The organism is Sulfobacillus sp. hq2 (genome assembly GCF_002903155.1).
In the GTDB taxonomy this organism is placed as follows: domain Bacteria; phylum Bacillota; class Sulfobacillia; order Sulfobacillales; family Sulfobacillaceae; genus Sulfobacillus; species Sulfobacillus thermotolerans.
In genome coordinates, this window is record NZ_NWUL01000031.1 from 121,247 (window position 1) to 147,181 (window position 25,935).

General features: G+C 51.6%; 19 protein-coding genes. 7 read left to right on the top strand and 12 right to left on the bottom strand.

What is annotated here, in order from left to right:
• Nucleotides 1-163: 163 nt before the first annotated feature.
• The 9 genes from CO251_RS07475 to CO251_RS07515 all read right to left on the bottom strand — a co-directional run bounded on the left by CO251_RS07475 (nt 164) and on the right by CO251_RS07515 (nt 13,469).
• Nucleotides 164-1,891: a peptide ABC transporter substrate-binding protein gene (locus CO251_RS07475; RefSeq protein WP_242968430.1), complete on the bottom strand. Its 1,728-nt coding sequence runs from the start codon at nt 1,889-1,891 to the stop codon at nt 164-166.
• Between the two features lie 615 nt (nt 1,892-2,506).
• Nucleotides 2,507-4,183: a dihydroxy-acid dehydratase gene (gene ilvD / locus CO251_RS07480; RefSeq protein ID WP_103375176.1), complete on the bottom strand. Its 1,677-nt coding sequence runs from the start codon at nt 4,181-4,183 to the stop codon at nt 2,507-2,509.
• 310 nt (nt 4,184-4,493) lie between these two features.
• A complete protein-coding gene (locus CO251_RS07485) occupies nt 4,494-5,447 on the bottom strand; it encodes an ABC transporter ATP-binding protein (RefSeq protein ID WP_103375177.1) in 954 nt (317 codons plus the stop codon).
• Entirely contained in the window at nt 5,444-6,433 is a 990-nt protein-coding gene (locus CO251_RS07490; protein ID WP_103375178.1) for an ABC transporter ATP-binding protein, read from the bottom strand. The genes CO251_RS07485 and CO251_RS07490 overlap by 4 nt, the downstream gene beginning before the upstream one ends.
• Complete coding sequence (locus tag CO251_RS07495; RefSeq protein WP_242968432.1) at nt 6,430-7,377, bottom strand: ABC transporter permease; 948 nt, start codon at nt 7,375-7,377, stop codon at nt 6,430-6,432. Before CO251_RS07495 ends, CO251_RS07490 begins: the two co-directional genes overlap by 4 nt.
• Nucleotides 7,374-8,360 (bottom strand): ABC transporter permease, encoded by a 987-nt coding sequence (locus CO251_RS07500; protein WP_103375179.1) that lies wholly within the window; start codon nt 8,358-8,360, stop codon nt 7,374-7,376. Before CO251_RS07500 ends, CO251_RS07495 begins: the two co-directional genes overlap by 4 nt.
• 18 nt (nt 8,361-8,378) lie before the next feature.
• Nucleotides 8,379-10,028, bottom strand: a complete 1,650-nt coding sequence (locus CO251_RS07505) for an ABC transporter substrate-binding protein (RefSeq protein ID WP_103375180.1) — start codon at nt 10,026-10,028, stop codon at nt 8,379-8,381.
• Nucleotides 10,029-10,072: 44 nt separating this feature from the next.
• Nucleotides 10,073-12,445 carry an alpha-amylase family protein gene (locus tag CO251_RS07510; protein ID WP_158246230.1) on the bottom strand — a complete coding sequence of 791 codons (2,373 nt, stop codon included), beginning with the start codon at nt 12,443-12,445 and terminating at the stop codon, nt 10,073-10,075.
• Nucleotides 12,432-13,469 (bottom strand): LacI family DNA-binding transcriptional regulator, encoded by a 1,038-nt coding sequence (locus CO251_RS07515; RefSeq protein ID WP_103375182.1) that lies wholly within the window; start codon nt 13,467-13,469, stop codon nt 12,432-12,434. The genes CO251_RS07510 and CO251_RS07515 overlap by 14 nt, the downstream gene beginning before the upstream one ends.
• A 337-nt stretch (nt 13,470-13,806) precedes the next feature.
• Here CO251_RS07515 and CO251_RS07520 point away from each other — a divergent pair, with 337 nt between their 5' ends.
• Nucleotides 13,807-15,387 carry a glucoamylase family protein gene (locus CO251_RS07520; RefSeq protein WP_242968434.1) on the top strand — a complete coding sequence of 527 codons (1,581 nt, stop codon included), beginning with the start codon at nt 13,807-13,809 and terminating at the stop codon, nt 15,385-15,387.
• 168 nt (nt 15,388-15,555) lie between these two features.
• Here the strand turns inward: CO251_RS07520 and CO251_RS17185 are convergent, their stop codons facing one another.
• A complete protein-coding gene (locus tag CO251_RS17185; protein WP_146039016.1) occupies nt 15,556-16,104 on the bottom strand; it encodes a hypothetical protein in 549 nt (182 codons plus the stop codon).
• Between the two features lie 194 nt (nt 16,105-16,298).
• Nucleotides 16,299-16,961, bottom strand: a complete 663-nt coding sequence (locus tag CO251_RS07525; protein WP_103375183.1) for a CAP domain-containing protein — start codon at nt 16,959-16,961, stop codon at nt 16,299-16,301.
• Between the two features lie 905 nt (nt 16,962-17,866).
• Here CO251_RS07525 and CO251_RS07530 point away from each other — a divergent pair.
• The 6 genes from CO251_RS07530 (at nt 17,867) to CO251_RS07555 (ending at nt 23,995) form a co-directional block, all read left to right on the top strand.
• Nucleotides 17,867-18,808 carry a D-2-hydroxyacid dehydrogenase gene (locus CO251_RS07530; RefSeq protein WP_103375500.1) on the top strand — a complete coding sequence of 314 codons (942 nt, stop codon included), beginning with the start codon at nt 17,867-17,869 and terminating at the stop codon, nt 18,806-18,808.
• A 153-nt stretch (nt 18,809-18,961) separates the two neighbouring features.
• Nucleotides 18,962-19,300 (top strand): GNAT family N-acetyltransferase, encoded by a 339-nt coding sequence (locus CO251_RS07535; protein ID WP_369825245.1) that lies wholly within the window; start codon nt 18,962-18,964, stop codon nt 19,298-19,300.
• Nucleotides 19,301-19,439: 139 nt separating this feature from the next.
• Nucleotides 19,440-20,048 carry an ATP-dependent Clp protease proteolytic subunit gene (locus CO251_RS07540; protein ID WP_103375185.1) on the top strand — a complete coding sequence of 203 codons (609 nt, stop codon included), beginning with the start codon at nt 19,440-19,442 and terminating at the stop codon, nt 20,046-20,048.
• Nucleotides 20,049-20,195: 147 nt separating this feature from the next.
• The gene (locus CO251_RS07545) at nt 20,196-21,557 is read left to right on the top strand and encodes a CCA tRNA nucleotidyltransferase (protein ID WP_158246231.1); all 1,362 of its coding nucleotides are present in this window, start codon (nt 20,196-20,198) and stop codon (nt 21,555-21,557) included.
• 42 nt (nt 21,558-21,599) lie between these two features.
• Nucleotides 21,600-22,343, top strand: a complete 744-nt coding sequence (locus CO251_RS07550) for an SDR family oxidoreductase (RefSeq protein WP_103375187.1) — start codon at nt 21,600-21,602, stop codon at nt 22,341-22,343.
• Nucleotides 22,344-22,765: 422 nt separating this feature from the next.
• Nucleotides 22,766-23,995, top strand: a complete 1,230-nt coding sequence (locus tag CO251_RS07555) for an MFS transporter (protein WP_103375188.1) — start codon at nt 22,766-22,768, stop codon at nt 23,993-23,995.
• A 77-nt stretch (nt 23,996-24,072) separates the two neighbouring features.
• Here CO251_RS07555 and CO251_RS07560 read toward each other — a convergent pair whose 3' ends face one another.
• Nucleotides 24,073-25,878 carry a S9 family peptidase gene (locus CO251_RS07560; protein WP_103375189.1) on the bottom strand — a complete coding sequence of 602 codons (1,806 nt, stop codon included), beginning with the start codon at nt 25,876-25,878 and terminating at the stop codon, nt 24,073-24,075.
• Nucleotides 25,879-25,935: the final 57 nt, after the last annotated feature.

Consider the following 25,935-nt stretch of genomic DNA (forward strand, 5'->3'; position numbering starts at 1 on the left):
GTCGACCAAAGAAAAGGATTCATCTTCATGTTACCATACTTCGGCTAGGCGGACGAAGCGGAAAGGATGGTAGGATTCTTCGGGGGAAGAAGTCGTTAGCAACGTATCTTGGCGTCAGGCACTGCCCTCATGGACAGTGCCTGACTGGTACGACTTTTAGGCCTTAGGGGGAGACCCACCAATAATTCGGATGGATGTTTCCGAATGTCCCCAATTCCGTGCTCACACCATGAATCGTGTCCGCGTGAACGATAAATTTAGGCTCCATGGGCAGAAATATCACCCCTGGTAATTGCTGCGCGACATACATTTCATACCGGTAGAGGCGGTGTAGTGTCTGCATTGGAGTCCCTGGTTCATAGGTGGCTTGTATTAATTGGTTCATTTCGTGGTTGCTGTAATCTCCACCATTTTCGCCCGCATCTGTTGCAAATAAGCTTCCTCCTGTCGGATACGGGTCATTGCCATAGGTCCATGCGGCTCCGTCAGACCAATCCACCATAGCCCATTTGCTGGCGTTCGAGGGCCCATAGCTGACCACGGTGTCAAAAGTTTGGGGCACTAAGTGGACCTCGATGCCTTCTTGGGCCCAATTGCTTTTCATCAGTTGCACCATGTCTGCAGCGCTTTGCGTCCCGGCGGCATAATCCAAGGTAAAATTGAGCGCCATTCCCTGCTTCGTCATCACGCCGTGTACCTCATGCCATCCGTTTGTCAGCAAGAGCTGCTTGCCGCGGGCAGGATTAAAGGGATACAGAGGACGAGTGAGGGCGGGATTAAATAGGAAGGTTTTAGGAAGGGGGGCCAAGGAGGTATCGTCGATCACGCCGTATCCGTGAAAAATGTGCGCAATCATACCGGTTTGGTCGACCCCCATCTGTAGGGCTTGGCGAACCGGAAGTTCCGAAAAAGCTTTCCCAATTTCGTGGGGAGCAGCAGGGTTTAAGTTTAAAGCCACATAATCGAAGCCCGGTCGATATAGCGCGGTAATTTTGTCATGGGGAATCTCAGAACGTGCACCGAGTAATCCTACGCCTAAATAACCGACATTAATGGCACCAGTTCTCAATGCCGCGAATTCGGCAGCCGATGATGTTTCATATTTAAAAACGACACGACTTAGATAGGATTTATGGCCGTCATAGTGTGGATTGGGTACGAAGGTCCAATAATTACCAGGCTGGTAGCTAGCCAAACGATAAGGGCCGTCAACCACTTGATAGACGGAATTCGTGGGCATGTTGGCTACTGAATTTATAAAGGACATTTCTTTGGCCATATTCTTTGGGTAGCGGTCCCATATTGAACGGGGCACGGGAATTATTTCCATCAATCCATTGCGGATAAACCATTCGGGATTGCGTGGAACGGTTGTCGTGATTACGACGGTATGGGAATTGGGTGCGACAACGCTTTTCCATGTAGCAGGAATGCCGCCAGATCCTTCTCCCGAAAAAGCCCACGAATAAGGATTGTTGGGCATTGAGCCCGCTTGCATAATATCCCATGTAAAGACGACATCTTGGGCGGTGACCCTGTGCCCATTTGACCAGTGCCATTTGGGATTTAGGTGAATCGTATAGACAGTGTCGCTTGCATTCCATGTCACGGACGATGCAAGGCTATGCTGGGGCTCAAAGTGGCCTTGTTGATTAAAGTATACCAGGGGCTTATACATCATCAAATCTGTTTCAAAATTGACGACGGTATCCGCGTTTAGTGAAACGAGGGGAAAAAACCAGTTGGGTGATGTTTGCACGGGCAGTGCGTAAACAGCCGTTCCTCCAAAATGCGGAACGATGCGAGGCGCGGCATTAGAACTTGGTGTGCCGCATCCTGCCAGTCCGATAACGATTAAGCCGCTCATTGCGACTTTTATCAGCCTATTCAATGTACCGGCCTCCCTATTTAATATATGGCGGAATGGTTACAGCATATGGTGCATAAAATTGCAAAGAATATAATATTAAATGCAATAACCGTATTATATGGAATAAAACGGCACAAATACAAGGCGTATGTTCGTGATCTACATCACTAAATCAACAAATATAGTGAGTTTTTGTGATATGATGGAAACAAATGGTTAAATGGCAATCGGCCAGGTCGGGAGGGACCAGAATGTTTCACATTATTAATGTGCTATTCGCGTGCTTAGCCATCGGGGCCTCAGTATTTTATGCTCTGACACGGTATTAATTGGATTGGCGCCATGAACCTGCACCGCCAGGGAATTGAGTACCGGGTGACAGGGGCGATCGCGGCAGGCCCGCGGTCGTGAGGGCGACGTCAACCGCCCTACGATGCGACCCCAGCCCAAGGAAGGAGATGGCGTTCAGCCATCGGACGCACTTCCGGGGAGTCGCAAGCTTAAGGCGTTGGCCTTACGTGTTGGCGTGGTATGGACCACAATAATGGGTATGCATAACTTCAGGGTAATCTGAGGATGGTTCGCATGGTTTTGTTATGAATAAAGAGGGACGGCCCACGTGTGGCCGTCCTGATATTACTCTATGGTGGGGTCGTCCGACAAAACAGCTCCCGTGTCGGCCGAGGTGACAAACCAGCTATAACGCCGTAACCATCCCGTTTTAATTTTGGGCTCAAAGGGTTTAAGTGCGGCGCGTCGACGCTCTAGCTCGTCCTCATCAACCAACAAGTCAATACTCCGATTCGGGATGTCGATGCGGATGATATCATTATCTTGCACTAAGGCGATAGGACCGCCTGCCGCCGCCTCAGGCGAGACATGGCCGACACAAAAGCCGCGGGTACCCCCGGAGAAGCGTCCGTCGGTAATTAGTGCCACGTCTTGGCCACGGCCCATGCCCATTATGAGCGAGGTGGGCGATAGCATCTCGGGCATGCCTGGTCCCCCTTTAGGCCCTTCGTAGCGAATTACGACCACGGACCCCGGCTCGATCCCGGCCCGAATGCCTGCTAAGGCTTCATCTTCGGAGTTGAAAACCTTGGCGGGTCCTTCGTGAACGTCTTGGCCCGTCTCAATAGCGGCAGTTTTAATCACGGCGCCCTTCGGGGCCAAGGATCCACTTAAAATGGCAAGACCTCCATCGGTACGGTAGGCATTCGCCAACGGCCGAATCACCTCTTCGTCTAGCGATTCATGGCCTTCGTAATACGCGCCAAAGGACGTACCTGCTACGGTCGGCCGATTGGGATGGAGCAAGCCATCAATGTGGGACAGTTCGCCCAAGATTGCGGGAATGCCTCCAGCCCGGTCGACGTCTTCCATGTGCCACGATGAGGCCGGGGAAACTTTGCAGAGATGAGGAACGCGGGTCGATATTTCGTTGATGCGTTCTAAGGGGAACGTCAGACCGGCCTCATGGATGAGGGCTAACGTGTGCAAAACGGTATTGGTAGATCCGCCCATAGCCATGTCTAAGGCAAACGCGTCGGCAATGGCTTCAGGCGTGACAATATCACGAATGACGACATTGTCCTTGACCAGCCGAATGATGGCTTCACCGACTGCTTGAAACAGTTCTTGACGCCGTGGGTCGGTGGCGAGTATGGAGCCGTTTCCGGGCAACGCGACGCCTAGCGCTTCTGACAAGCAGTTCATAGAGTTGGCTGTAAACATTCCCGAGCAAGAACCGCAGCTCGGACAGGCCACGGTCTCTAATTCCAACAGGTCGTTCGAGGCCATCTTCCCGGACGCAACAGCGCCTACTCCTTCAAAGACGGAAATAAGGTCGACCGATTTACCCTTCCAGCGTCCAGCGGCCATGGGGCCCCCTGAGACAAATACGGTGGGGATATTGACCCGTAGCGCTCCCATCAACATTCCCGGAACTATTTTGTCGCAGTTGGGAATGCAGATGAGACCATCAAATGCGTGAGCGCGCACCATGGTTTCGATGCTGTCGGCAATAATCTCGCGACTGGGAAGAGAATAGCGCATGCCAATGTGGCCCATGGCAATGCCGTCATCAACGCCAATGGTGTTGAATTCAAACGGGACCCCACCTGCATCACGCACAGCTTGGGCTACTGTTCGGCCAACCGCGGATAAATGAGTGTGGCCAGGAATAATTTCGACAAATGAATTGGCAATAGCAATAAATGGGCGATCCCATTCGTTCTCTTTGACGCCGGCGGCGCGTAACAAACTACGGTGAGGGGCTCTATCAAGGCCTTTTTTAATTGTATCGCTTCGCATATGACTCCTTTCACGGACGTGTGGACCAAAGGCCCCTATCCTTCCATCACTAGTCGATTAACGCCTGGCTCTCAATGACAGTCTGGCTTGCCAAGCAGTATAAGGGTTTATGCGCCTATTGTACAGATTTCTGCGGGTGAAAATTGTGTCTTGCTTGGTAAGTATGAATAACCCAATGCCTTAATCACGAATGCATTTATTGCTTCCTTTAATAACAAGCATATTTAGTTTATAAAGAAAGAATAGCCCAAGCCGGCTGCCATAAGCCAGCTTGGGCTGGAGTCGCCATGGATGTTTTTTGCTAATGCGCCTATGTGTTGAGGAAACAAGCGGCTTGATGGCTTGGTGACACGGTCTTCAGTTCCGGCATGACCTGTGAGCATTGGTCCATAACGGACGGACACCGCGGAGCGAACGGACAGCCGATACGATCGGCAGACAAATCTGGAGCCCCTTGCATGGTTTCAGGCAACGGTCCCTTATGTGGCGATCCGGGCGTCGCGGCTAAAAGGAGTCGTGTATAGGGATGGGCAGGAGCTTGCACCAGTTCTTCAGCGGTCGCGATTTCAACGAGTGAACCTCCATACATGACAGCGATGCGATGGGACAAGTAACGGGCCGATGCCAAGTCGTGCGTGATATAGAGATAGCTGAGACCTCGGCGTTCTTGTAACGACTCTAGCAAGGTCAAGATTTCGGCGCGTAATGACACGTCCAACATGGACACCGGTTCATCGGCGACGATAAAGGAAGGACCGCCTGCTAACGCGCGGGCGATGGCCACGCGCTGCCTTTGACCACCGGAGAGTTCATGGGGATACTTTTCCCGAAAGACCGCACTGGGGGTTAATCCCACCAAGGTTAAGAGTTCATCCAGCGCCTCTTGCCGTTCATGGCCCTTGAGATGACGCAGGCGGGCGAGTGGGCGAGCTAAATGATGGCCAACCGTATGAAAAGGATTGAGAGAGGCAAACGGGTCTTGAAAAATCATCTGGGCGTTGCGGTGGTAGCGCATCAGAGCGGACCCGTGAATATGCGTAACATCCTTTCCCTCAAACCATACGGTGCCCGCGCTTGGCGTCAACAGCCGAACTAATGTACGTCCCATGGTTGTTTTGCCGCTCCCTGATTCGCCCACAAGACCCAGCGTTTCTTGTGTGGCAATATGCAAGCTCACCGCCCGGGATGCCACAAGATCAGGGGCGCCTGGGCGCGGGAACCGCACGGTAACATGATCGGTGGATACGAGAATCTTAGCACTCATGGCCTTTTCACCTTCTCAACAACGGGATCTGGCATCGCATGACAACGAATATAAACGCGTCCGCTTTTAGAGGGTAAGGGGGTTGTTCGGCACATGGGCAGGCGTTCAGGACAACGGTCAAAAAATGGGCAGCCGGGGCCCAGCTGTGTCATGTCCGGCGGTTCGCCAGGAATCCCTTCAATGCTCACCTTGGTGCCCACCAAACGGGGAGCGGCTCGCATGAGCCCTTGGGTATAGGGATGATGTTCGCGGGCGTCTTCCAAAGCCATGCCGCGGTCGGTAATTTCCATGATTTCTCCGGCGTACATTACCGCAATTCGGTTGGCTAAACCCGAAACTAAGTTGAAATCGTGGCTGATAAACAACACCGCAAGCTGGCGCTGTTTTTGGAGCGCGGCGATTTCGTCCAAAATCGAACGCTGCACGACAACATCCAGTGCTGTGGTCGGCTCGTCCATTATCAGGACACTGGGATCGAGAGCGAGCGATAAAGCAATCACCACACGCTGGCGCATGCCCCCAGAGAGTTCATGCGCATAACTGCGGGCGACAGCGGGATCTAGCCGCACCTGTTCTAGGAGATCGGCGGTGCGTTTAAGAATTTCGTCACGCGTGATACCGGGGATGTGGGCTTCCATCGTATCCGCAAAATGTTCCTGAATCGACAAGACAGGGTTAAGGGCGTTCATAGAACTCTGAAACACCATAGCAATTTTGCGCCACCGCGTCAGTCGCAATTCTTCGGGCGTCAGCTGATAGAGATCTTGTCCGTCAACCAGGATGCGGCCGTCGACGGTCGCGACATCGGGTTTGAGCAGCCGCATAACCGCCTGCGCCATGGTTGATTTCCCACTGCCAGACTCTCCTACGAGTCCAAGAATTTCGTTGCTGGCAATGCTAAGCGAGACATTCCGCAGGGCTGGTACCAGCCCGCTTTGGGTGATATAAGAGACGTGGAGCGAATCCACCACGAGGGCCTCAGTCATGACGATGCTCCTTTGCGCGATTTAGGGACTTTGACTTTGTTGAGGCGCAAACGGGGATTTGAGACTTGGTCAACGCCGAAGTTAATTAACGAAAGGCTGAGACCAACGAGAGCAATCGCTAACCCGGGAGGCACAATCCACCACCATGCGCCGTTTAGCAAGGCTTGCCCTGCATCGGCCCAATAGAGCATCGTGCCCCATGTAATGACGGTAGGGTTGCCGAGACCTAAAAACTCTAAACTGGCTTCGGCTAAAATAGCAGCGATTGTGGCAAACACGAGGTTGGCTACCACCAGGGAGAGCATATTCGGCAAGATCTCCCCAATGAGCACGCGCCATTGTGTTTCGCCCGCTAACCGTGCAGCGATGACAAAATCACGCCGCGCCAGTGATAGGGTTTGGGCTCGCAAAATACGTGCACCCCAAGCCCACCCGGTTAATCCAATGACGAGAGCAATGGTTACTGGCCCGGTTTGGTGCACGTAGGCCGTGATGACGATGAGCAACGGTAATCCCGGAATGACCAGCATGATATTGGTGAATGTCGCCATAACAGTGTCAATCCATCCACCGAGATATGCGGGCAACATGCCAAGGATGACAGCGAGTGCGGTGGCAATAAACCCTGCAAAAAATCCTACCGACAACGAGATACGACCACCGTAAAGGAACTGCGCCCAGACGTCTTGACCACTCGACGTGGTTCCGAGCCAGTGATGCCAGCTTGGCGCCGCTAATGGGGTAAACTCTGTCGACGATGGACTATATGGCGTGAGCCAAGGTGCAAAAATCGCCCCAAGAATAAATATCAACAGAATGATGATCCCGACGAGAGGTCTCTTATCCCGCTTGATAATGCCACTCCATTCCTTCCAACGACTACTGCGGTGGGGCGGCGTCATGATGACGGGTGGTTGGGGATCGTTATGCGCTGCCTGGCTCAATGCGATGCACCTCCCCGAGTTCTGGGATCTAACTTGCCATATAATAGCTCGACCAAAAAGTTGGCTACCAGCACCGAAAAGGCGATGATAAGGAATAGACCTTGCATGAGAGGGTAGTCTTCGTTTTGGACCGCGGCTAACAGTTGATATCCAAGCCCGGGATACGAGAACACCACTTCGGTGAGCAAAGCGCCTCCCACTACAAACCCGATGGCCATGGCGAACCCTGTCATGCTAGGCAATATCGCATTGCGCGCCGCATATTGGAACATGAGGCGGTTCGACTTTAAACCTCTGGCTTCCCCGAAGAGAACATAATCTTCGCCTAAGGTCTGTACCATATTGTTGCGCATACCAAGCAACCACCCCCCAATGGAGCTGATGATGATGGTCAAGGCAGGCAATATGGCGTGATACAGCATATTGCTGATAAATGCGAATGACCATGATGGCGTCAAACTCGAGGAGTAGGCATGCGCCATCGGAAACCAATGCCAGAGGTAGCCTAGTAGATATAGGAGAATCAACGCCAGCCAAAAATAGGGCAGCGCGGCGGTAAAGGTGGATACGGTAGGAAGGATGGCATCCCATTTTCCTCCGCGATGCCATGCTGTCCAAATACCCATCATGACGCCAATGAAAACACTGAGAACCGTAGCCACCCCGACAAGGCCCACGGTCCATGGAAGGCTTTCTGCAATAATCTTGGAAACCGGCACAGGATAATAGGTCAACGACAATCCCCACTGGCCATGCACTAAATTGTTGAGATAGGTGAGATACTGACTCCATAAGGGGGTATGTGTAACACCAAACTGCAGCTCGAGAGCATGCAGAGCTTGGGGACTAATCTGCCCTTTAAAGCGGCCAATCATAAGAATGGCAGGATTGCCCGGCATGAGCCGGGGCAACACAAAATTGATGGTTGCCGCGGCCCATAACGAGAGCAATAAAAACCCGAGACGCCTTAAGATAAAACGCATAGCAAAAGCCTCCCGTAACTAAGATCGTGGCGTCAAATGCGTCAGAACAATGCCCTCCGCAGGGTAGTTGTAGGGAGCAGGCTGTGCGTATGGATTTTGTGCCGTAGGCCATCCGGTGAAGTACTTGGTGCTGTACTCAAACCAGGTGGCACCGTAAATCAAGGGAATAGCTGGGAGATTCTGAGCCACAGCTTTTTCCAAGGTGTAAATAGCTTGACGCTGTACAGCTAAATTACTGGATGTGCGGTATTGGTTCAACGCTGCGGTAGTCACCGGGTTGGACCATTGTTCGAAGTTGCCGGGATTCTTGGGTTCCAATAAGCTCTGGTACAAGTAGTAGGGAGTAGACCCTGCGCCACTCCATGACATCGCCAGCTGGTAGTTGCCCGTCGTGATGTTAGAGTAGTAAGCACCGAAGCTAAGCTCTTGCACCGTTGCATTAATCCCAATTTGTTTCAAGTCCTGTGCCATCAACGAGCAGTCCGTATCCCAGTCCGTCCACCCGGTTGGTACGTCAATGGTGAAGGATAGCGGGGTGCCGCTTGGTGTGGTAAAGATCCCTTGTGCATTGCGTTTAAACCCGGCGGATTCCAATAATTTAATCGCCTTACTCGGGCTATAGGTAAATTGGGTGTCCTTAGCGGGCAAGTTGGGATCTTGCCAAGATTTCTCGGGCGGCAAAATCAAGGCCGTCGGGGTTGCGGGCTTTTCATAGCCGTATTCACCGACTTTCCAGAGTTGAGTCCGGTTGATGGCGTCACTAATGGCTTTGCGTACGGCCAAATTGGATAGTATGGGGTTCTTGAGGTTTGGATACAGCATGTTCGTGCCGCCTACAGAAAACCAATAGTGGTTGTACTGGGGATCTTTACTGACATAGACACGATTAATGTGCGGGAAGAAGAGGTCAGTCCAGTCAATTTTACCGGAGGCAAGCGCCAACGTCGCACTTTCATTCCCGGAATAGTCAAGGTATTGAAGCTTTTTGACCTTGGGTTCGCCTCCCCAGTATAAGGGGTTTGCTTTATAAGTGTACGCTTGAGCGGTGAAGCTGTCCACAAGGTAGGGACCCGTGCCAACGGGGTTCGGATTCGTAACCGTGGCGGGATTGGCGTACGTGCTCCAAATTTTTTCTGGAACAATATAAACATCGTCCAAGACGAACTGGCCAAAGGGCACGTCGGCTGAGTTGAATTGAAACACCACTTGGTTGGTGCCTTGAGCGGTTACGGAGTTTAAGTGCGTCCAAATACCGCTAGTGTCCAAGCTGGGGAATTTCTTCAAGATATCAAAACTGTAAACGACATCGTTAACGGTCACGGGTGTCCCGTTCGACCATTTGACGTCAGGACGCAAAGTCACCGTTAACGTCTTGTTGCCATTGCTCCACTGGTAGGATTTTCCTATTAACGGATAGACTTGGGGGCCTACTAAGTTGAAGTAAAACAGTGGTTGATAGATTAAGCCAAGCGTACCACTTAATGCACTAGACGAATAAGGGTTGAAGTTATCTGCAAAGGCGCCATTCAGACCGGGAATAACCACGAGGGTATGTTGCTTAACGGGAGCTGCGGTTGTAGTCGGTGTGGTTGTGCCACAGCCGGCAAGAGCTAATAGACTGGTGCCCGAAAGAAGCGCGGCAAGTGCGCCCATTTTTACACGTTTCATGGTTAGGAATGCCTCCTTAATATTCTCTCGAAATGGTGACCTGGTTATCGACTGCCCTCTGCCAAGATGTCGGCGACGACGGAGGGATCTTGGACAGTCGAATCGTTTCGGCCGAATTGCAAAATAATAGGCTGGGCCTGGCCATCTTCCTGCCACTGGATCGTGACGTGGCGATTTGCGTATTCAATCGTGGCTTGCCCGGAGGCTAGTGCGATCTGACTCGCAAGCTGGGTGTACAGCTTAGAATGACCCGCGTGAACCCCGCGGTGAATGACAAGACTCTGGGCGTCTAGGGTAATTTCTGCGTCAGTCTGCATGACCTGGATGGACGTATGGCCTAGCGCCACTCGGTTATAAGGCAACATGAGACCAGACCTTGGCGGAACGGTGACGTCCCATTCCAATGCATCATGCCAGGCGTTGCCAGCAAGGGAAACCGTGGTAGACTGTTCGGTTTCGACTAGATTATGAAGGAATAGAAATCCTCCTGATGGCCCTTCGCGTCGCGTAGCGTGTAACGACGCATTGGAGAGCGTGAGACCAAGACGGCATCCGATTGCTTGGGCCAATTGACGGACTACGTCATGATAGTACTGATATAAATCCGGCAGTGCGCACCCCATAACAACCACTTGGCCTGCGTCCACCGATTGGCGGGTAATGATGGCGCCTTGGGATTCTCCGCGGGTAATGCGGCCTAATACTTCCGTTGTGGCACTTTCCGCCAGCGTTCCGTAATTGGCACAGAACACCGAAGAAACATCAAGAATCGTTGCCAGTCCGCGTTGCGCCCACGCGGTGGTTTTGGGAAGACTCAAGGTGTCGGCGAGAATACGGCACGGTCGCCCGGCCAAGTCCCATTCAGGAACGCGCGGACCTATGATTAACGTACCGCCGTCTTGAACGTAGGCGGAAAGGCGCTCTTGTGTCCGTGCATCCATGTACCGACAAGTGGCCACCCATAGTACAGGAATGCGCTCGGGATCGAGGACGCTCTCTTCTTTGTCCACCGCTACAGCCTCTGCGGTCAAGTTCGCTGCGATGAGAATGCGGTAAATGCCGTCAAAATGCCAATTGTCTCGTTCGGATACGATTTCTTGCAAGATAGCAGCTTGCTCGGGATTTCCGGGATTTTCTGTCAAGTAATAGGCAGAATAGAACCCAATATGGATGTCTGTCACTGGCTTCGTTTGGGCTAGGGTTGAGCCATAGGTGCCAAACAATGCACCTAAATGAGCCACTACCTGAGATGAAGGACGCAAGGTGCCATCACTGGCTATCGGCGCTTGCCATTCATGACGTGGGCCAAACAAGCCGATATCTCCAGGATTATCGCCGCCCGCAAGCATATACCAGTTCAACCCATTTAATCCGTACGACACGCTGACACGCGCGGCCAAATCGAGGTCGGAGGGGTCGATGTGGGGACGGTCTTGAAATCGTCCCGACTGGAATTCTGGAGAGAATAGCGGAGCATCGGGTGCATTGGTTGCTGCGGTATAAGTGACGGCCAGAGCCAAATCATGAAAGTTATCGTATCCCACCCGACCGGGGTAAAAATCTCCGCCTAAAAAGGCACCGGGGACATGACGTGCCTCAAACAGCTGAGACAGGCCGATCGGATAGTCATTGCCGCGACTATAAATAGAATAGTCACGAAATCCATGCACGTTGATGATATAGGGCGAGGGCCAACCGTGACGCTGGCTTTGTCCACTCAGATGGGCCAAATACTGGGCACGATACTCTCGCCAAAAGACCCCTCGCTGTAGGTAGTCACTGTGGCCATACGGAGCGCTACCGGCAGTGTTTGCCAGAAAATCTTGGTACTGCTTTTCAATATCGGGACGTTGATCGGGCATCATCGTCACCCAATGCAGCATGCCTACTTCGTTGTCGAGTTGGCTCAGAATAATCGGGCCGCCATTGTGGGAGAAATAGGGAGCAAGCACTTCACTCACAGCCGCATACCAACGATCGACAAAGCTTAAAAAAGTAGGATGCAGATATGTGACCATGCGGGTAGGATGTGGACGTCCTTGGCTGTCTAGTGCAATGATTTCGGGATGGAGGTCTAACAGCCAGTCCGGCAACCCTTCTTGCCGCAATTCTGACATAACATAGGGACCCGGACGGACGAACACCATCAGGCCTAATTGACCCGCTAGTGCAATAAAGTCTACCACGTTGCGCCGCGGGTCGGTATGACCGGTGAAGTCAAAAAGCCCTGGTTCAGGTTCATGCCACAGCCACGGGATGTAGGTGCTGACTACATTGATCCCTAAACCCTTCACCGTGGCGAGACGATCTCGCCATTGGGACGGATCCATCCGAAAATAATGAACTTCGCCGCCATAGAAAAAAAGGGGGTGATTATCTAATTCGAATGCCTGATCATTGATGTCAAGGCGCGGCATAATAATTTTCGCCTGCTTTCTTTTCCTGAGGTACGGTGGACCCTCGAACGACCAGTGTAGTCGGCAAAATGATTGGCGGGATACGTGTTTCGCCATTTAACGCCCGATCTAATTGCATCATAGCCGCTCGACCTAATTCATACATGGGCTGATGAATGGTTGACAGCCCGGGCGTGACGTAACGCGCCAAGCGGATATCATCAAAACCCATTACGGCTATGTCCTGGGGAACGCGGAGATTTTTTTGGGCTAGGGTTTGCATAACGCCTAACGCCATTTCGTCATTGGCGGCAAAGACCGCGTCAGGGATCAGGCCATTATTCAACAAAGCGGCCATGGCTTGCGCTCCCCCTTGTTCCTTAAAGTCTCCGTGCACAACAGGCACCGTCATTGTGTCCACCCCGGCTTCTTGTAAGGCTCTGAAGAACCCTCGGTGGCGCAGCCGGCTATCCTCCGAGTCAATAGGCCCTGCAATAAACGTGAAACGAGAGTATCCCATCTCCAAAAGATGTCGGCCAGCAAGATATCCGCCTTCCTGATGGTCCGCAGCCACCGCTGTCACAAAATCTGATTGGAGATTGGCCGATAGGGATCTATCCAGCACAACCACAGGCAGACTCGCGCTCGCATATTTGCGCAGGTCTTTGGATTCGATGGCCGGGTCTAACACGATAGCCCCGTCTACGCGACCCTCTCGTAACAGTCTTAAAGATCCTTGCAGGTGGTTTTTGGAGAGACCGGATACAATAGTTGTGAGTCCTAAGGTATCCGTAACCTCTTCCACTCCTGCAATAAGCTCAGAATAAAAAGGGCCACTTAAATTGTGTAGAAACACTCCAATCGTGTTCGTCTTCCGAGTCCGCAAGTCACGCGCGCTACCATTAGGCCGGTAATGCAATTTTTCGACTGCTATGGACACGCGCTCACGAGTGGCCTCCGAAACACGATGAGGTTGGCTTAAGAATAACGATACCGTCGACACGGAGACATTTGCGGCCCGCGCAACATCACGGATAGTAGCCACAAGACACCTCCTTCGAAACGATTCAATCAGTATCTTGGTGCAAAGCGATCATGATGTCAATAGGTTAGGAATTAAAAGAAGGATCACATCAATTCAGATAATAGGAGTTTTTGGGGTTGAAACCCGTGATTATCAGCGCGTTTTCTAAGGATCTACGCGAAAACTCAAAAATTCCCGCCAAAAACCCTAGGCAAATCGACAAGATGTTCGTGAGAAAATTTTCAACGTTTGGTACTTGACAGTAATAAAACAGTATTCGAATAATAACTAGCGAATCGAAATGATTCGATGGGAAAAAGTATCATCAATCCGGAACACTACATAAGGGGGAACTGTCATGCCTCATAGGTCTCGCAAAGGTACCACGATCACCCTCGCCGGAGCAGGAGCCGCGGTCCTCGGTCTATCCAGTTTGTTGGTCTGGTCTCCGATTTCTGCGGCCGCTAGCCCGCCATCAACGAATCTTGCAGTTACAGCGCCGATGTCGGAATCCTTGGCCCCGGCCCCACCTTTAAAGATGCTCTACGCTGGACAACCATTGACGGCTCAGCAGCGACACTCCCTTAAGGGGATAGCAAAGAGAACATGGAAGTTTTTCTCGATTGATGTGAACCCCCAAACCGATTTGCCCATGGATAATGTGGGTTTTCAAGGAGCGCCAGCTCAGGGTGCGTATACGTCGCCCACCGACATTGCGATGTATTTGTGGAGCATTACAGCAGCTGCACAGATGCATATTATTCCCGCGCACCAAGGATACGCGTTGGCTAATCGAGAACTGCAAGCGATTCAAAAACTGCAAAAATGGAACGGTTTTCTGTTGAGTTGGTATGACACCAATACTGGCGCGGCTATTAATGGGCCGGGGCAAGGACCCATTACGTCAACGACAGGGCAATTTATCTCTACCGTAGATAATGGTTGGTACGCATCGTCTTTAATTGTTGTCCGCAACGCTTTTCCCGGTTTAGCACCGCAAGCTTCGAAATTGTTGAAGGCCATGAATTTCGGGATTTTCTATGATAATGGCGATCAAGCCACCAATATAACGGCCGGACAAATGTACGGCGGCTATTATGCCGGGGAGGGACCGGCATCATTCGAATATGGCAACCTTAACACAGATCCTCGAATTGCTGCGTATGTCGGCATGGGAACGGGAACTTTGCCCGGAGACGTGTGGTGGCGCACGTGGCGTACCCTTCCGGCTGACTTTACTTGGCAGACCCAGGTACCAAACGGGCCGACAGTGACTTATACCGACCCGTATTCTGGAAAATCTTTTTCGGTCGTAGAAGGGCACTACACCTATGACGGGATTACCTATGTACCAAGCTGGGGTGGGAGTGAATTTGAAGCGTTAATGGCTCCGCTTGTCGTTCCCGAGTCGACGTGGGGGCAAAAGAGCTTTGGTCTCAATGACATCAATTATGCGCAGGCTTCTATCGACTATGCGACCCAGGCGTTGAAATACCCGGTATGGGGTCTGTCGCCGGCCAGCGTTCCCGGTACGACTGGCAACTACGCAGCCTACGGTGCTTATCCAATGGGGTCAGGGGGAACGGGCAATGCCTATGCGAATACGGCGGTGACTCCATACGCGTCCTTTTTAGCGCTGCCATTCGTGCCTCAAGAAGCGTTCCAAAACATTCAAAAGCTGCAAAGCCTATACAACGTCTACGGGAGGTACGGGTTCTATGATGCCGTCAATCCTGTCACCGGCACAGTGGCGCCCCGTTACTTGGTTCTTGATCAAGGGATGATTATGGCGGGGATCGACGATGCATTGATGCAAGGCGGTCTGCAACGCTACTTTGCCGAAGATCCTGTGGGTCAACATGACAAAGCCTATTTGGAAATGGAGCGATTTTCCATTACGCCTGCGCCAGGATTAGTGCTTCATAACGGAGATCAATAGCGCACAAGTCTGGTGATGGATCGAATCGTTTGAAATCCGGGTATGGAGGGATCGGCGTTGGTGATGACCCGTAGACTCCTAATAACGTGATCTGTTAGCGGCCCGCTTGCCGAGTGGCGTAGGGCCGCCCCTTCTATGCTCTTGGATCCACCAAGAGGTTCTTTAATGTCACCCGCGGCGAGGAGATGTTGCGGCGGCCCGTGGCGGCGGGGCAGAAGGATATCCCGTGACATGGGGCCTTTTTAGAGGTTGGCTCGCCACTGCCGACGCGGCAATGGGAGCGTGAGGGATGGGGAGCGCGGCGGGCGTGGATGCAACTGGCTCGACCGAGCGCTTCAGGTACAGGGGCGTTAGGGTCGGGTTTTGTGGGTCGTTTGCCGCTGCCCATAAGAAAAGTCCCCAAGCCACACGAGATAGCGTATCGGTTGATACGGTCGTAGGGTCGAGCTGCAGGTATAGGGTGTGGCTATTCCACCGCGGGCTGCGTTGTCTTGGCCAATGAGTTAAAATCCCTAATATCCGCGCCGCTTGGCGAGTATAGCGGGTAGCAACAGCACTGGATAAAATGGCAAAGGGGCCCATAACAAGCTGGAGATTTAGGGCGGCGCTGTTGGAGGGTTGTAAGATGTGCCACGACGTGAGAGCTTGACGCAGGTTTTCTGCGCTATTGGTAAGGTCTGGTGATACGGGATCAACTGAGATACCCCAAGATTTCATTTTTTTCACCCGGGATTACTCTATTCGCTGGTATGGCTAACGGTGACCAAATTGATACAGCAAAACCATAAATTTCCGGATAATTTTTGCAGGCAGTTGGCTGCCTGCCCTTAATTCGTAACAAAATTCCGTCGGCTGCAAACGTCAAGAACGGGTCCAAAGGACAGATAAAGGAAAAATTTTAGGTCAAACCGTCAATATTGAGTGCTAAGGTTTGGCCCCATGAAAAGTTCAGAAATGGCCACGCCAGACCCCCACGGAACAACGCCGACCCCGATCTGGGTTTCATACGGATTTAAGATATTGGCTCGGTGGGGTGCGGATGCCATTAATAGCGAAAAGGCTTGGGTCACCGTGCTGGCCTCGGCAATATTTTCTGCGCCCATGCCTTGCGCCCTAAGGCCAGCGGCTTCTTCCATTTGGATAGGCCAGCCGTAAGGGACCATGTCGCTCGTAAAGGGACCGTTGCTAAGTGCTTGCGCCCGTTCTTGTGCTAATGCCATCAAGGTATTGTTGACAGTGTAAGGTAAAAGGCCGGCTTGTTGCCGAGCGTGATTAATCAGGTCAATCATTTGTTGGGCTTGCGATGATAAGCCGACGGCAGGCGCGGGTGCTGGGGCGACTTCGGTCGTTTTGATGGGAGGGGTGCTGGTTATGGCATATTGCGCTTGTCCCATGGTTTTGTATGCGCTTTGGACGCTAGCGACCGGAAAAGGCGTAGCAATGCCAGCTTGAATGCTTGTTGTTGTGACTGGGGGCGTAGCGGGTTTGGCGATATGTATGGTCGTCACGGCTGAAGGAATAGTTAAAGGGGTTGAAAGCCCAGCGGCGAGCAGTAAAGCGGCAAAATAGTTCATGAATGTTAACCTCCGTCTCCATAGTTAGGCACATCAAATCTCTTGTACAGTAGGGGAATGAGGGGACCTTGGGCAAATGGCAAATGGGTGTTTGCGCTCGCACAATGTGGAACAAAAAGGGAAATTTGCCAGATATCGTTCTGTCATAGCAAATTTCCCTGTAGTTCCATTATTTAGGTAAAGTAAGCGTCCGCATGTATTAACTTGCCTGGGGCGGAAATAAGGGACTGGGCGGGCAAGCTAGTACGGGACCGACTTGCGGACACACGGGCGGGACACAGAAGCCGTAAGTCGGAATCAATAATTGAACCGTAGCGGTGGTCTGAAAGAGCATGCACAAGGTTAATGTGCAGCTGATGTCACCGTTTGGCAGGTTGACACACGTGCAGGCTCCTGAGAGTATCGTACACGATGGCGTTGTGCCACTGGGGTTATACAACGTCACGTTTTGCGTAATGACGGCGGTTTCCGGCAGGGTTACTCCAGAGGTGCAGGTGACAGAATAGTCAACGGAAATGATGAATGTGATATTGTTGTAATCAGTAGCGCTGGTTGGTGTGACGGCACCCACTGTGCACGATGAGGTCGACAGATCTATCGCACAGGAAGAAATGGGGCAAACGGCAGATGGCAGAAATGTTTGTGTAGTCGTGATGGTCTGTGAACAGGAGTCATACACCTTATCTACGACAATGCAATCAATTTCCGTTGTTGGAGGGCATCCGGTATCTGGGCAAGGACCGGGGCTAACACTGGCCATGAGAACGACCTTCCTTTCACTGTTCATCTCTTTGCTAAGGAATGGGAGCTCTCCCATTCGCTGGATAATATATGGCATCTATTGGCAATTGGTTCCTGAAACAAGCAATGTGACTTTACGGTCTTGATAGGGGTAGAGAATGGATATGCGTGATCCGTTGATATTGGTATACAATCAGAATCCTGAACCCATTGCGGACTATCTAAGGAGGCACGATTGTCCGGGACGTGTGGTAACGGCATCTCATGCAGATGACGCACAAAAAGCGATAACGGAAGCCGAAATTGTCTTTGCATGGCGATTGCCGTCACCGCTTTATGCTGCCGCACGCCATTTGCGCTGGATTCAAAGTATGGGAGCTGGCGTCGAGGATATTGTCGTGAATCCTCATATTGGGCCGGAAGTACTCATGACCCGTATTGTGGGCCAGTTTGGTGTGCCCATTGCGGAGTATGTTTTTGCTGAACTTTTGTACCACGTAAGAAACTTGTCAGAAGCACGCCGCTTGCAGCACGCGCGGCGATGGCAGGGGTTTTCTGTGGATTCTTTAAAAGGACGCACCATAGGCGTTGCGGGACTCGGGTCGATTGGGAAAGAAATTGTTCGCAAAGCCCGCGTTTTTGACATGCGGGTGGTGGGACTCAGTCGTCATCAACCTGTCGCAGGGCTTGTTGACCGTGCCTTTAATGATCGGCAGTGGATACAGTTTGTACAAGATTTGGACTATTTGGTACTGGCCTTGCCGTTGAGTGCTCAGACCGCAAGGGTTGTCGATGACACGATATTAGGGTATATGAAGCCCCATGCCATAATTGTTAATGTGGGCCGTGGGCGAGTAATTCATCAATCCGCCCTCATACAAGCGCTTTACAGGGGAGATATTGGGGGTGCCATCTTAGATGTTTTTGAAGACGAACCATTGCCGCTGGATAATCCGTTGTGGGGGTTACCCAACGTGGTGGTGACGCCCCATATTTCCGGCCCCAGTGTTGATGAGGAGGTAGCCGCGTTCTTCTTACGCAATCTAAAGCGTTTCTTGGGAGGAGAACCCTTAGAGGGTGTTGTAGATCGGGAGCGAGGTTATTAGGTGGCGAAAGCCAAGGGGGTTATATAAATAATTGAAGTAGACGAGGTACATAGCGCGAGACAGTGGCAATTATTTCGCGAACTGGTTGAAGAGTACGGCAATACTCGAGGCTTTTCTCTAGAATTTCAAAACTTTTCAGCAGAACTCGAAAAACTGGCGGATATTTATGCGCGTCCTTCCGGCTCGGCTTTGCTTGCTTTCCACAAGGAACACGCATGTGGGTGCGTTGCCCTAAAACGGTTGGAACAAGGCATTTGTGAAATGAAGCGTCTGTATGTCCGTCCTTCTTGTCGTGGTTACGGTCTAGGACGCCAGTTGGTCGAAAGAATTATGGAATTGGGGCAAACGCTTGGCTATGAGCGGATGCGTCTCGATACATTAGAATCGTTGACGGCAGCGCTTCATCTCTACCGGACGTTGGGTTTCTATGAGATTCCACGCTATAATGATAATCCGCGTCCTGATGTCCGCTACTTGGAACGCCGGTTATAGGAGGAGCTTTGCAGAGGAGCTAACTATTGACGGAAGCCATGGGGATATGTTCTTCTGAAAGGGTGAGGCAGCGAGGCTTTTCTTTGCTCGTATCTAGAAGGCGCTCAATACATAGTGTCAAGCATAGGGGGGAATGAACATGCCGCTAATACCCATGGTGGTCGAACAGACCAACCGGGGAGAACGCTCTTATGATATCTATTCACGGTTGCTTAAAGAGCGCATTATCTTTTTAGCCGGGGTCGTCGATGACGATATGGCAAACCTCGTGGTGGCTCAACTCTTATTCTTGGAGAGTGACGATCCCGATAAGGATATTCACCTTTATATTAATTCGCCTGGCGGTTCCACCACGGCTGGGATGGGCATATACGATACGATGCAATATATTAAGCCTGATGTCTCTACCCTTTGTGTGGGCATGGCCGCTAGTATGGGAGCGGTGCTGTTAGCGGGAGGCGCGGCTGGGAAACGTTATGCGTTGCCGCATGCCGAGATTATGGTACATGAGCCGTCGGTTCAACGCATGGGGGGAAAAGTGACAGACGTTGAAATTTCCATGCGAGAATTGCTGAAGACCCGTGAACAATTGTCGGCCGTGTTAGCGAAGCACACCGGCCAACCGCTTGAGAAGATTATGCGGGAGTTGGAACGCGATTATTGGATGACCGCTGAGGAAGCCAAGGCCTACGGCATTATTGATGGGGTCACGGTGCCGCGTGCCAAGAACTCGGATGCCAAGGAGTAAGTCTAGTTTTAGGTTAGAAAATCATAAAACAGCAGCCTTTCTAAGGGCTGCTGTTTTATGATTGTGCGAGAATATCCGGTGATGGCAGGCGGTATAATGAACGCCTAGGTGTTTAAGAAGATCATGATTAGTGAGGAGGTGAGGAAATTGCTCACTAAGATTCCTCAACCTATCCGTGTGATCTGGCAAACGTTGACCCAAGAAAGCCAGACATTTTTAGTGGGGGGAGCCGTACGGGATTTGTTATTGGGGGAGATTCCTCATGACTACGATTTTGCTTCGGCTCGCCCGCCCGCTGAGGTAATCCGTTGGGCCCATTTGCAGGGATGGCAGGCCATCTTGACAGGCGCGGCTTTTGGCACCGTGACACTGCGACATCCTGCTTATCCCAATTGGCCGGTAGAACTGACCACCTTCCGCCTTGATGGCGCGTATAAAGATAGTCGTCATCCAGACGACGTCCAATTTAGCAATAATATTGTAGACGATCTGTCTCGTCGCGATTTTACGATGAATGCCTTGGCGATGAGTATTGATGGCCAAGTGGTCGACCCCTTTGAAGGGCAGACGGACCTCAGAAATGGTGTGATTAAGACGGTGGGTGATGCCGCAGTCCGGTTGCGTGAAGATCCTTTGAGAATCTGGCGCGCCGTAAGGTTTGTCGGGAAAGACCATGGAGGTCAGCCCTTTACATTGGCCCCAGAGACGCAAAATCAGATTCAGCAGAATGGTCTTTGGGTGTTGCGGATAAGCCCAGAGCGGCAGCGCGATGAATTGTGGAAGTTATTGGGCACCCCGCACTTTGATCATGCGCTGCGCACCGCTGATATGCTGGGGCTCTTAAGTTTGGTATGGCCGGAATGGGCCGCAACCCGAGGATTTGCGCAACATAATCGTCACCACGCGTATCCAGTCCATGTACATTTGCTTGCGACGGCGGCTCACGGCTCGTCTGAAGTATTACGACTTGCGGGTCTACTCCATGACATTGGCAAGCCTGAATGTCTTAGCTTAGACGCATCGGGACAAGGACACTTTTATGGGCACGAAGTCATCGGGGCTGTCTACGCCGAAAGGATGTTGCGTCGTTTACATTTCGACAGCCACACCATTCAACATGTTAGGAACTTAGTCGCTCATCATATGTATCCATGGGAATCGGTGGGGGAGAAGAGGTTAAGGCGTGTAGCTCGGGAATGGGGCTGGGATCATGTCGAAGAACTGTGGGAATTGCGGAAGATGGACGTGGTTGGCAGTGGTACGGCCGAGAATTGGATAGAGGAGTCTGTTGTACGGGAGCGGTGGCAAAGCGCCATGGTCAAGGCGGGTGAGCATGGGTTAAAGCCTGCGGTGGGGGGGCGAGAGATTATGATGTGGACTCATCTCCAACCTGGTCCCGAAGTAGGACAGTGGGTGCGTCAAATCCAAGACTGGATTGACGAAAATCCTTCGCGCAATACGCCTGAGCAAATTAAGCAATTTGTGGAAGCGCATCTGGGGTTATCCTAAGAAAGTCAAGAAGTCATTAAGCATGACAAGGAGGAGATTCATGTGAAAGGAAAAGTCGCATTGGTCACGGGAGCAAGTCGCGGTATTGGGCGGGCGACGGCCCTCTTGCTTGCAGAGCGGGGAGCTGAAGTAATTGTGAACTTCGTGAATAATGCTAACGCCGCAGAAGACACCGTCCGTGCCATTCGCGAACACGGAGGCCGTGCGGTGGCGTGGCCTGCGGATGTGCGCCAGGTTGATGACGTTGACCGCATGGTACGACATATTGATGAGCAATGGGGACGCCTCGATATTCTTGTGAGTAATGCGGCCATGCCTTTTACGATGAAATCATTGGATGATATGACATGGCAGGAATTTCAGCAAAAGCTTAATGATGAATTACAAGCAGCCTTTCTCATGACCAAAGCCGTCATCCCGCTCATGGCGCGCCATCATGCAGGCCGTATTGTTTATGTTGGGAGCGGCCTATCCAAACACACGGCGCCCCGAATGGCAGCCCACGGGACGGCCAAAGCAGCATTGACGCAATTTGCGCGTTACGTCGCTACGGAATATGGTCCTTTAGGGATTACAGCGAATGTTGTCTCACCTGGATTAGTTCGCACCGAAGCCACAGCCTTTCAATCGCCAACCTTCTTGGAGCATGTTGCCCAAACTACGCCATTAGGGCGCGTTGCGGAACCTATCGATGTCGCCCGCGTTATAGCGATGTATGTATCCGACGATAGCGGATTTGTGACCGGCACTTATATTCCGGTTAATGGTGGAGCAGCCATGGAGTGAGCCCGTTCGCGAACGGTGTTGTTGACTAACCCAAACATAGAAGGTGTGCGTCTGAACATTAAGCGACGCACGCTTTTGCATTGATTGCTTAAGCTTTGGGGCTTTTTTTCTGAAGACCTTGTTCACTCATTGTGCCCATATCGATAGTTCTGGATGCATGTATTCCCGCGGACGAAAGTCGTTGCCATCTAAAATCAGATGGCCTACCTTATCAAAAGAGCTCGATTTATTTCCGTGAGATACCGAGAAAATATGCTCAATATATGAGAAGAGTTCGGATCAGAGATTGCGAAACGAGGTCAAAAAAACAGCGGACTCTCTACCGCGCTTTTATACTATGAGTATAAACGACCGTAAACTATAAGTCTATTCTTTCCACGACATTTTCCTTATGATGTTCGCATCCGGCCGGAAAACCGTGAATGAGAGGAAATGAAAACGTGTGGACATTGGCTAAAGGGCCATTATCCCGGGATCCTTTTCGTTGGTTCTTTATGGGCCGGATGCTTTCTCTGTTTGGTAGTGCGATGACGCCCATTGCCCTGGCTTTTGCCGTGTTGCAGTCCCGCCACGGGCCACAGCTGCTGGGGTATATCTTAGCTGCGCAGTTGCTTCCCCATACTCTTTTCTTACTTGTGGGTGGCAGTGTTGCCGATCGGTACCGGCGTGATCGTTTAATCATGCTAGGTAATATGGGAGCTGGCTTGTCCCAAGCCGCCATTGCCGCGGTGGTATTGACCGATTCCGATCCCGCGTGGATTATCCTTTTGGCTATCGTAAATGGGGTGCTTGAGGCATTTACAGGCCCGGCTATGCGCGGCATTGTCCCGGAGTTAGTCGACGTTCCAGAGATCAAAAATGCCAATGCCCTTCTCAATGCGGTGCGTGGCGTGGCCCGCATGGTGGGGCCAATAGCGGGAGGGATGTTTGTGTCAACCATCGGGGGAGGCTGGGCCATTGTCATAGATGCGAGTAGTTTTTTTTTGAGTGCGGTGTTTATGTCGCGTGTGCATCTGCCGTCTCACGTTGTCAGCCATCATGATCCTATCGCAATCGTGGTTCGGCAGGGCTGGGATACATTCCGTCACAGTGAGTGGATATGGCCCCTGACCGGGGCATGGTCCATCATGAATGCGTTGCAGATGGGAACTTGGCAAGTCTTAGGGCCCATTTACGCTAAAGATACCTTTGGCGCTACCGGATGGGGTGTTGCATTGAGCATGCGAGCTCTCGGAGTGTTTTTGGGGAGTCTTTTCATGTGGCGCCTTAGAATTTCTTATCCATTGCGGACGGCTATGATGGCGGCAGCCATCATGGGGCTTCCCATGATGGTGCTGGGACAAGGACTTTCGCTGTCCTATTTGCTGGGATCTGTTTTGATGGCTGGCTTTGGGGCGTCGGTGTCGGAGGTCTTATGGAATACGACACTGCAGCAAAGGATGCCATCTGAAGTCTTGTCGCGGATTATGGCTTTTGACGATTTAGGGGCATATATGTTGATTCCGGTGGGAGAAATTGTCGCGATTCCTTGTGCAAACCGTTGGGGCCTTCACCCCGTGGAAATGGTGGCCGGGGTGGCCTTTATGATGACCGCATTGACGCCGTTATGTTTGCGGCAAATCCGCCGCATGACGGTATCTGCTGAGAGCTGATATTCCGCGAACGAGACGATACAGAGAATCCGTAGAGTAAACGGGACATAGGGCATCTGCCCTATGTCCCTAAAATTTTACGCATTGTGCATCAGGTGTTTTTCTAGAAAAGACGCGATGCGCGGATACAGCGTGAGGCGGTTTTTCAATTTGACGACACCGTGACCTTCGTCTTCAAACAGCATGTATTCAACGGGAAGGTTTTTGGCCCGCAAGTGCTTTACGATCTGTTCGGCTTCGCTGACCGGGACGCGGGGATCGTTTTGGCCATGCACGACCATCAGCGGGGCTTGAATGTTGTTTACATGGTAAACAGGAGAAATCGTTCGAAAAAACGCTCGGTCATGGTCTAATGAACCGTACTCCGCTTCGCGAAGTTTACGCCGGTATGGACTGGTGTTTTCCAAAAATGTTTCTAAATTGGCGATGCCGACAATATCGACTCCGGCCGCAAAAAGATCAGGGTAGGTGGTTAATCCGGCTAAGACCATAAAGCCGCCATAAGAGCCACCCATGAGTGCTATGCGGTGGCCGTTGATTCCTGGTTGATCGCGCAGCCATGTGACCAAGGCCGCAAGATCCTTGACCGAGTCCATACGCTTTTGCACATCATCCAAATGGACATACGTTTTGCCATACCCTGCGCTGCCTCGCACGTTTGGCGCGGCAATCGCAAAACCGCGGCTAAGTAAATACTGATAAACGGGATTAAATCCCGGCCGCTCTTGCGATTCCGGGCCACCGTGCACAGAAATAACTACGGGGACGCGTTCGCTATGAGGCTGTTGGGGACGATATAGCCATACGGGGACCATAAGACCATCGAAGGAAGGAAATGCGTGAAGGGTCGGTTCCACAAATTGATGAAAATCTAGGCCAGATCGAGATGCCCAGGTGATCGGGGTTGTTTCCAAAGGATTCAAGTGGACGCGATAAACATTGGGGTTATGGGTGGCATCGTGATAAGTTAAGGCTAAGTCCGATCCATTTGGATGCCAGTCGATTTGGGCAATCACGCCCTTTGATAACGACTGAATGGGCTCAGTCATTCCGTTTGCAGACACATAGAGCTGCGAATAGCCTTGGCGATTGAGAACATATGCATAGTGTCCAGACGGACGGTGCACTGCAAGATACTCGACATCGTATGGGTCTTGAGTTAGCCATTCCAGACGGCGAGTTTGTCGACGCCATAATGCGAGGTGGGTAAACTCAGCATTTTCATCGCTTGCCATCAGCACATCCTCTTGGGGGCCCCAGTACTGCGCAAAATTGTATTGGGCATTTCCCTGATGCGGCGTCAAATGCATCATTTCGCCCGTGTCGATTATCAGTTCGTACAATTCATGGTTGAGGTTCGATAAATGCGATACGGCTAAAAGGCGCCGATTATCGCTGGAAAAATCTAAGACGCGCCACCATCCTTGGTTTTTCTTAATCAACTGACTCTGGTCAAAGGTGTCTCCAGTTTTTAAGAGGTAAATATCATAGTCTTGACCATTGCGGGCATTGCTTGTGATGGCTAGCCATTGGCCATCGACGCTGATGGCTCCGAGATTGTACATCGCAGCCGGGTTATTGGTTAAGGCGAGTATGTCGGTTCCATCTTCATTAGTGAGATAGAGCTGGGAATTTTCGTTACCGCCTTGGTCCATGGCAAACAACAATTGGGCTCGCTGAGGAAGGGGCCACACGTCCATGACACGATTGTCAAAATCTGTGACTAAGTGAGGCCATCCACCTGATTCATTCATCACGTAAACTTGAGCCGTGCCCGTGAGGTTCATCAAAAACACGACGTGATGGCCACTGCCCGTAAAGCGAGCGCCAAAAGCTTGCCGAATTCGCAGAAACTGCTCAATGGTGGGGTTGTTTGTTGGCAAGATATTCCTCCTTCGTGGGATAGACTATTCTTAGTGTTTCCGATCAAACACGGGTGT

What these genes read in the sequence shown, in the direction of transcription:
- ilvD (WP_103375176.1), bottom strand. Translation starts at nt 4,183, where the DNA reads ATGCGAAGCGATACAATTAAAAAAGGCCTTGATAGAGCCCCTCACCGT.
- CO251_RS07520 (WP_242968434.1), top strand. Translation starts at nt 13,807, where the DNA reads ATGCCTCATAGGTCTCGCAAAGGTACCACGATCACCCTCGCCGGAGCA.
- CO251_RS07505 (WP_103375180.1), bottom strand. Translation starts at nt 10,028, where the DNA reads ATGAAACGTGTAAAAATGGGCGCACTTGCCGCGCTTCTTTCGGGCACC.
- CO251_RS07540 (WP_103375185.1), top strand. Translation starts at nt 19,440, where the DNA reads ATGCCGCTAATACCCATGGTGGTCGAACAGACCAACCGGGGAGAACGC.
- CO251_RS07530 (WP_103375500.1), top strand. Translation starts at nt 17,867, where the DNA reads ATGCGTGATCCGTTGATATTGGTATACAATCAGAATCCTGAACCCATT.
- CO251_RS07490 (WP_103375178.1), bottom strand. Translation starts at nt 6,433, where the DNA reads ATGACTGAGGCCCTCGTGGTGGATTCGCTCCACGTCTCTTATATCACC.
- CO251_RS07555 (WP_103375188.1), top strand. Translation starts at nt 22,766, where the DNA reads ATGAGAGGAAATGAAAACGTGTGGACATTGGCTAAAGGGCCATTATCC.
- CO251_RS07510 (WP_158246230.1), bottom strand. Translation starts at nt 12,445, where the DNA reads ATGCCGCGCCTTGACATCAATGATCAGGCATTCGAATTAGATAATCAC.
- CO251_RS07525 (WP_103375183.1), bottom strand. Translation starts at nt 16,961, where the DNA reads ATGAACTATTTTGCCGCTTTACTGCTCGCCGCTGGGCTTTCAACCCCT.
- CO251_RS17185 (WP_146039016.1), bottom strand. Translation starts at nt 16,104, where the DNA reads ATGAAATCTTGGGGTATCTCAGTTGATCCCGTATCACCAGACCTTACC.
- CO251_RS07485 (WP_103375177.1), bottom strand. Translation starts at nt 5,447, where the DNA reads ATGAGTGCTAAGATTCTCGTATCCACCGATCATGTTACCGTGCGGTTC.
- CO251_RS07500 (WP_103375179.1), bottom strand. Translation starts at nt 8,360, where the DNA reads ATGCGTTTTATCTTAAGGCGTCTCGGGTTTTTATTGCTCTCGTTATGG.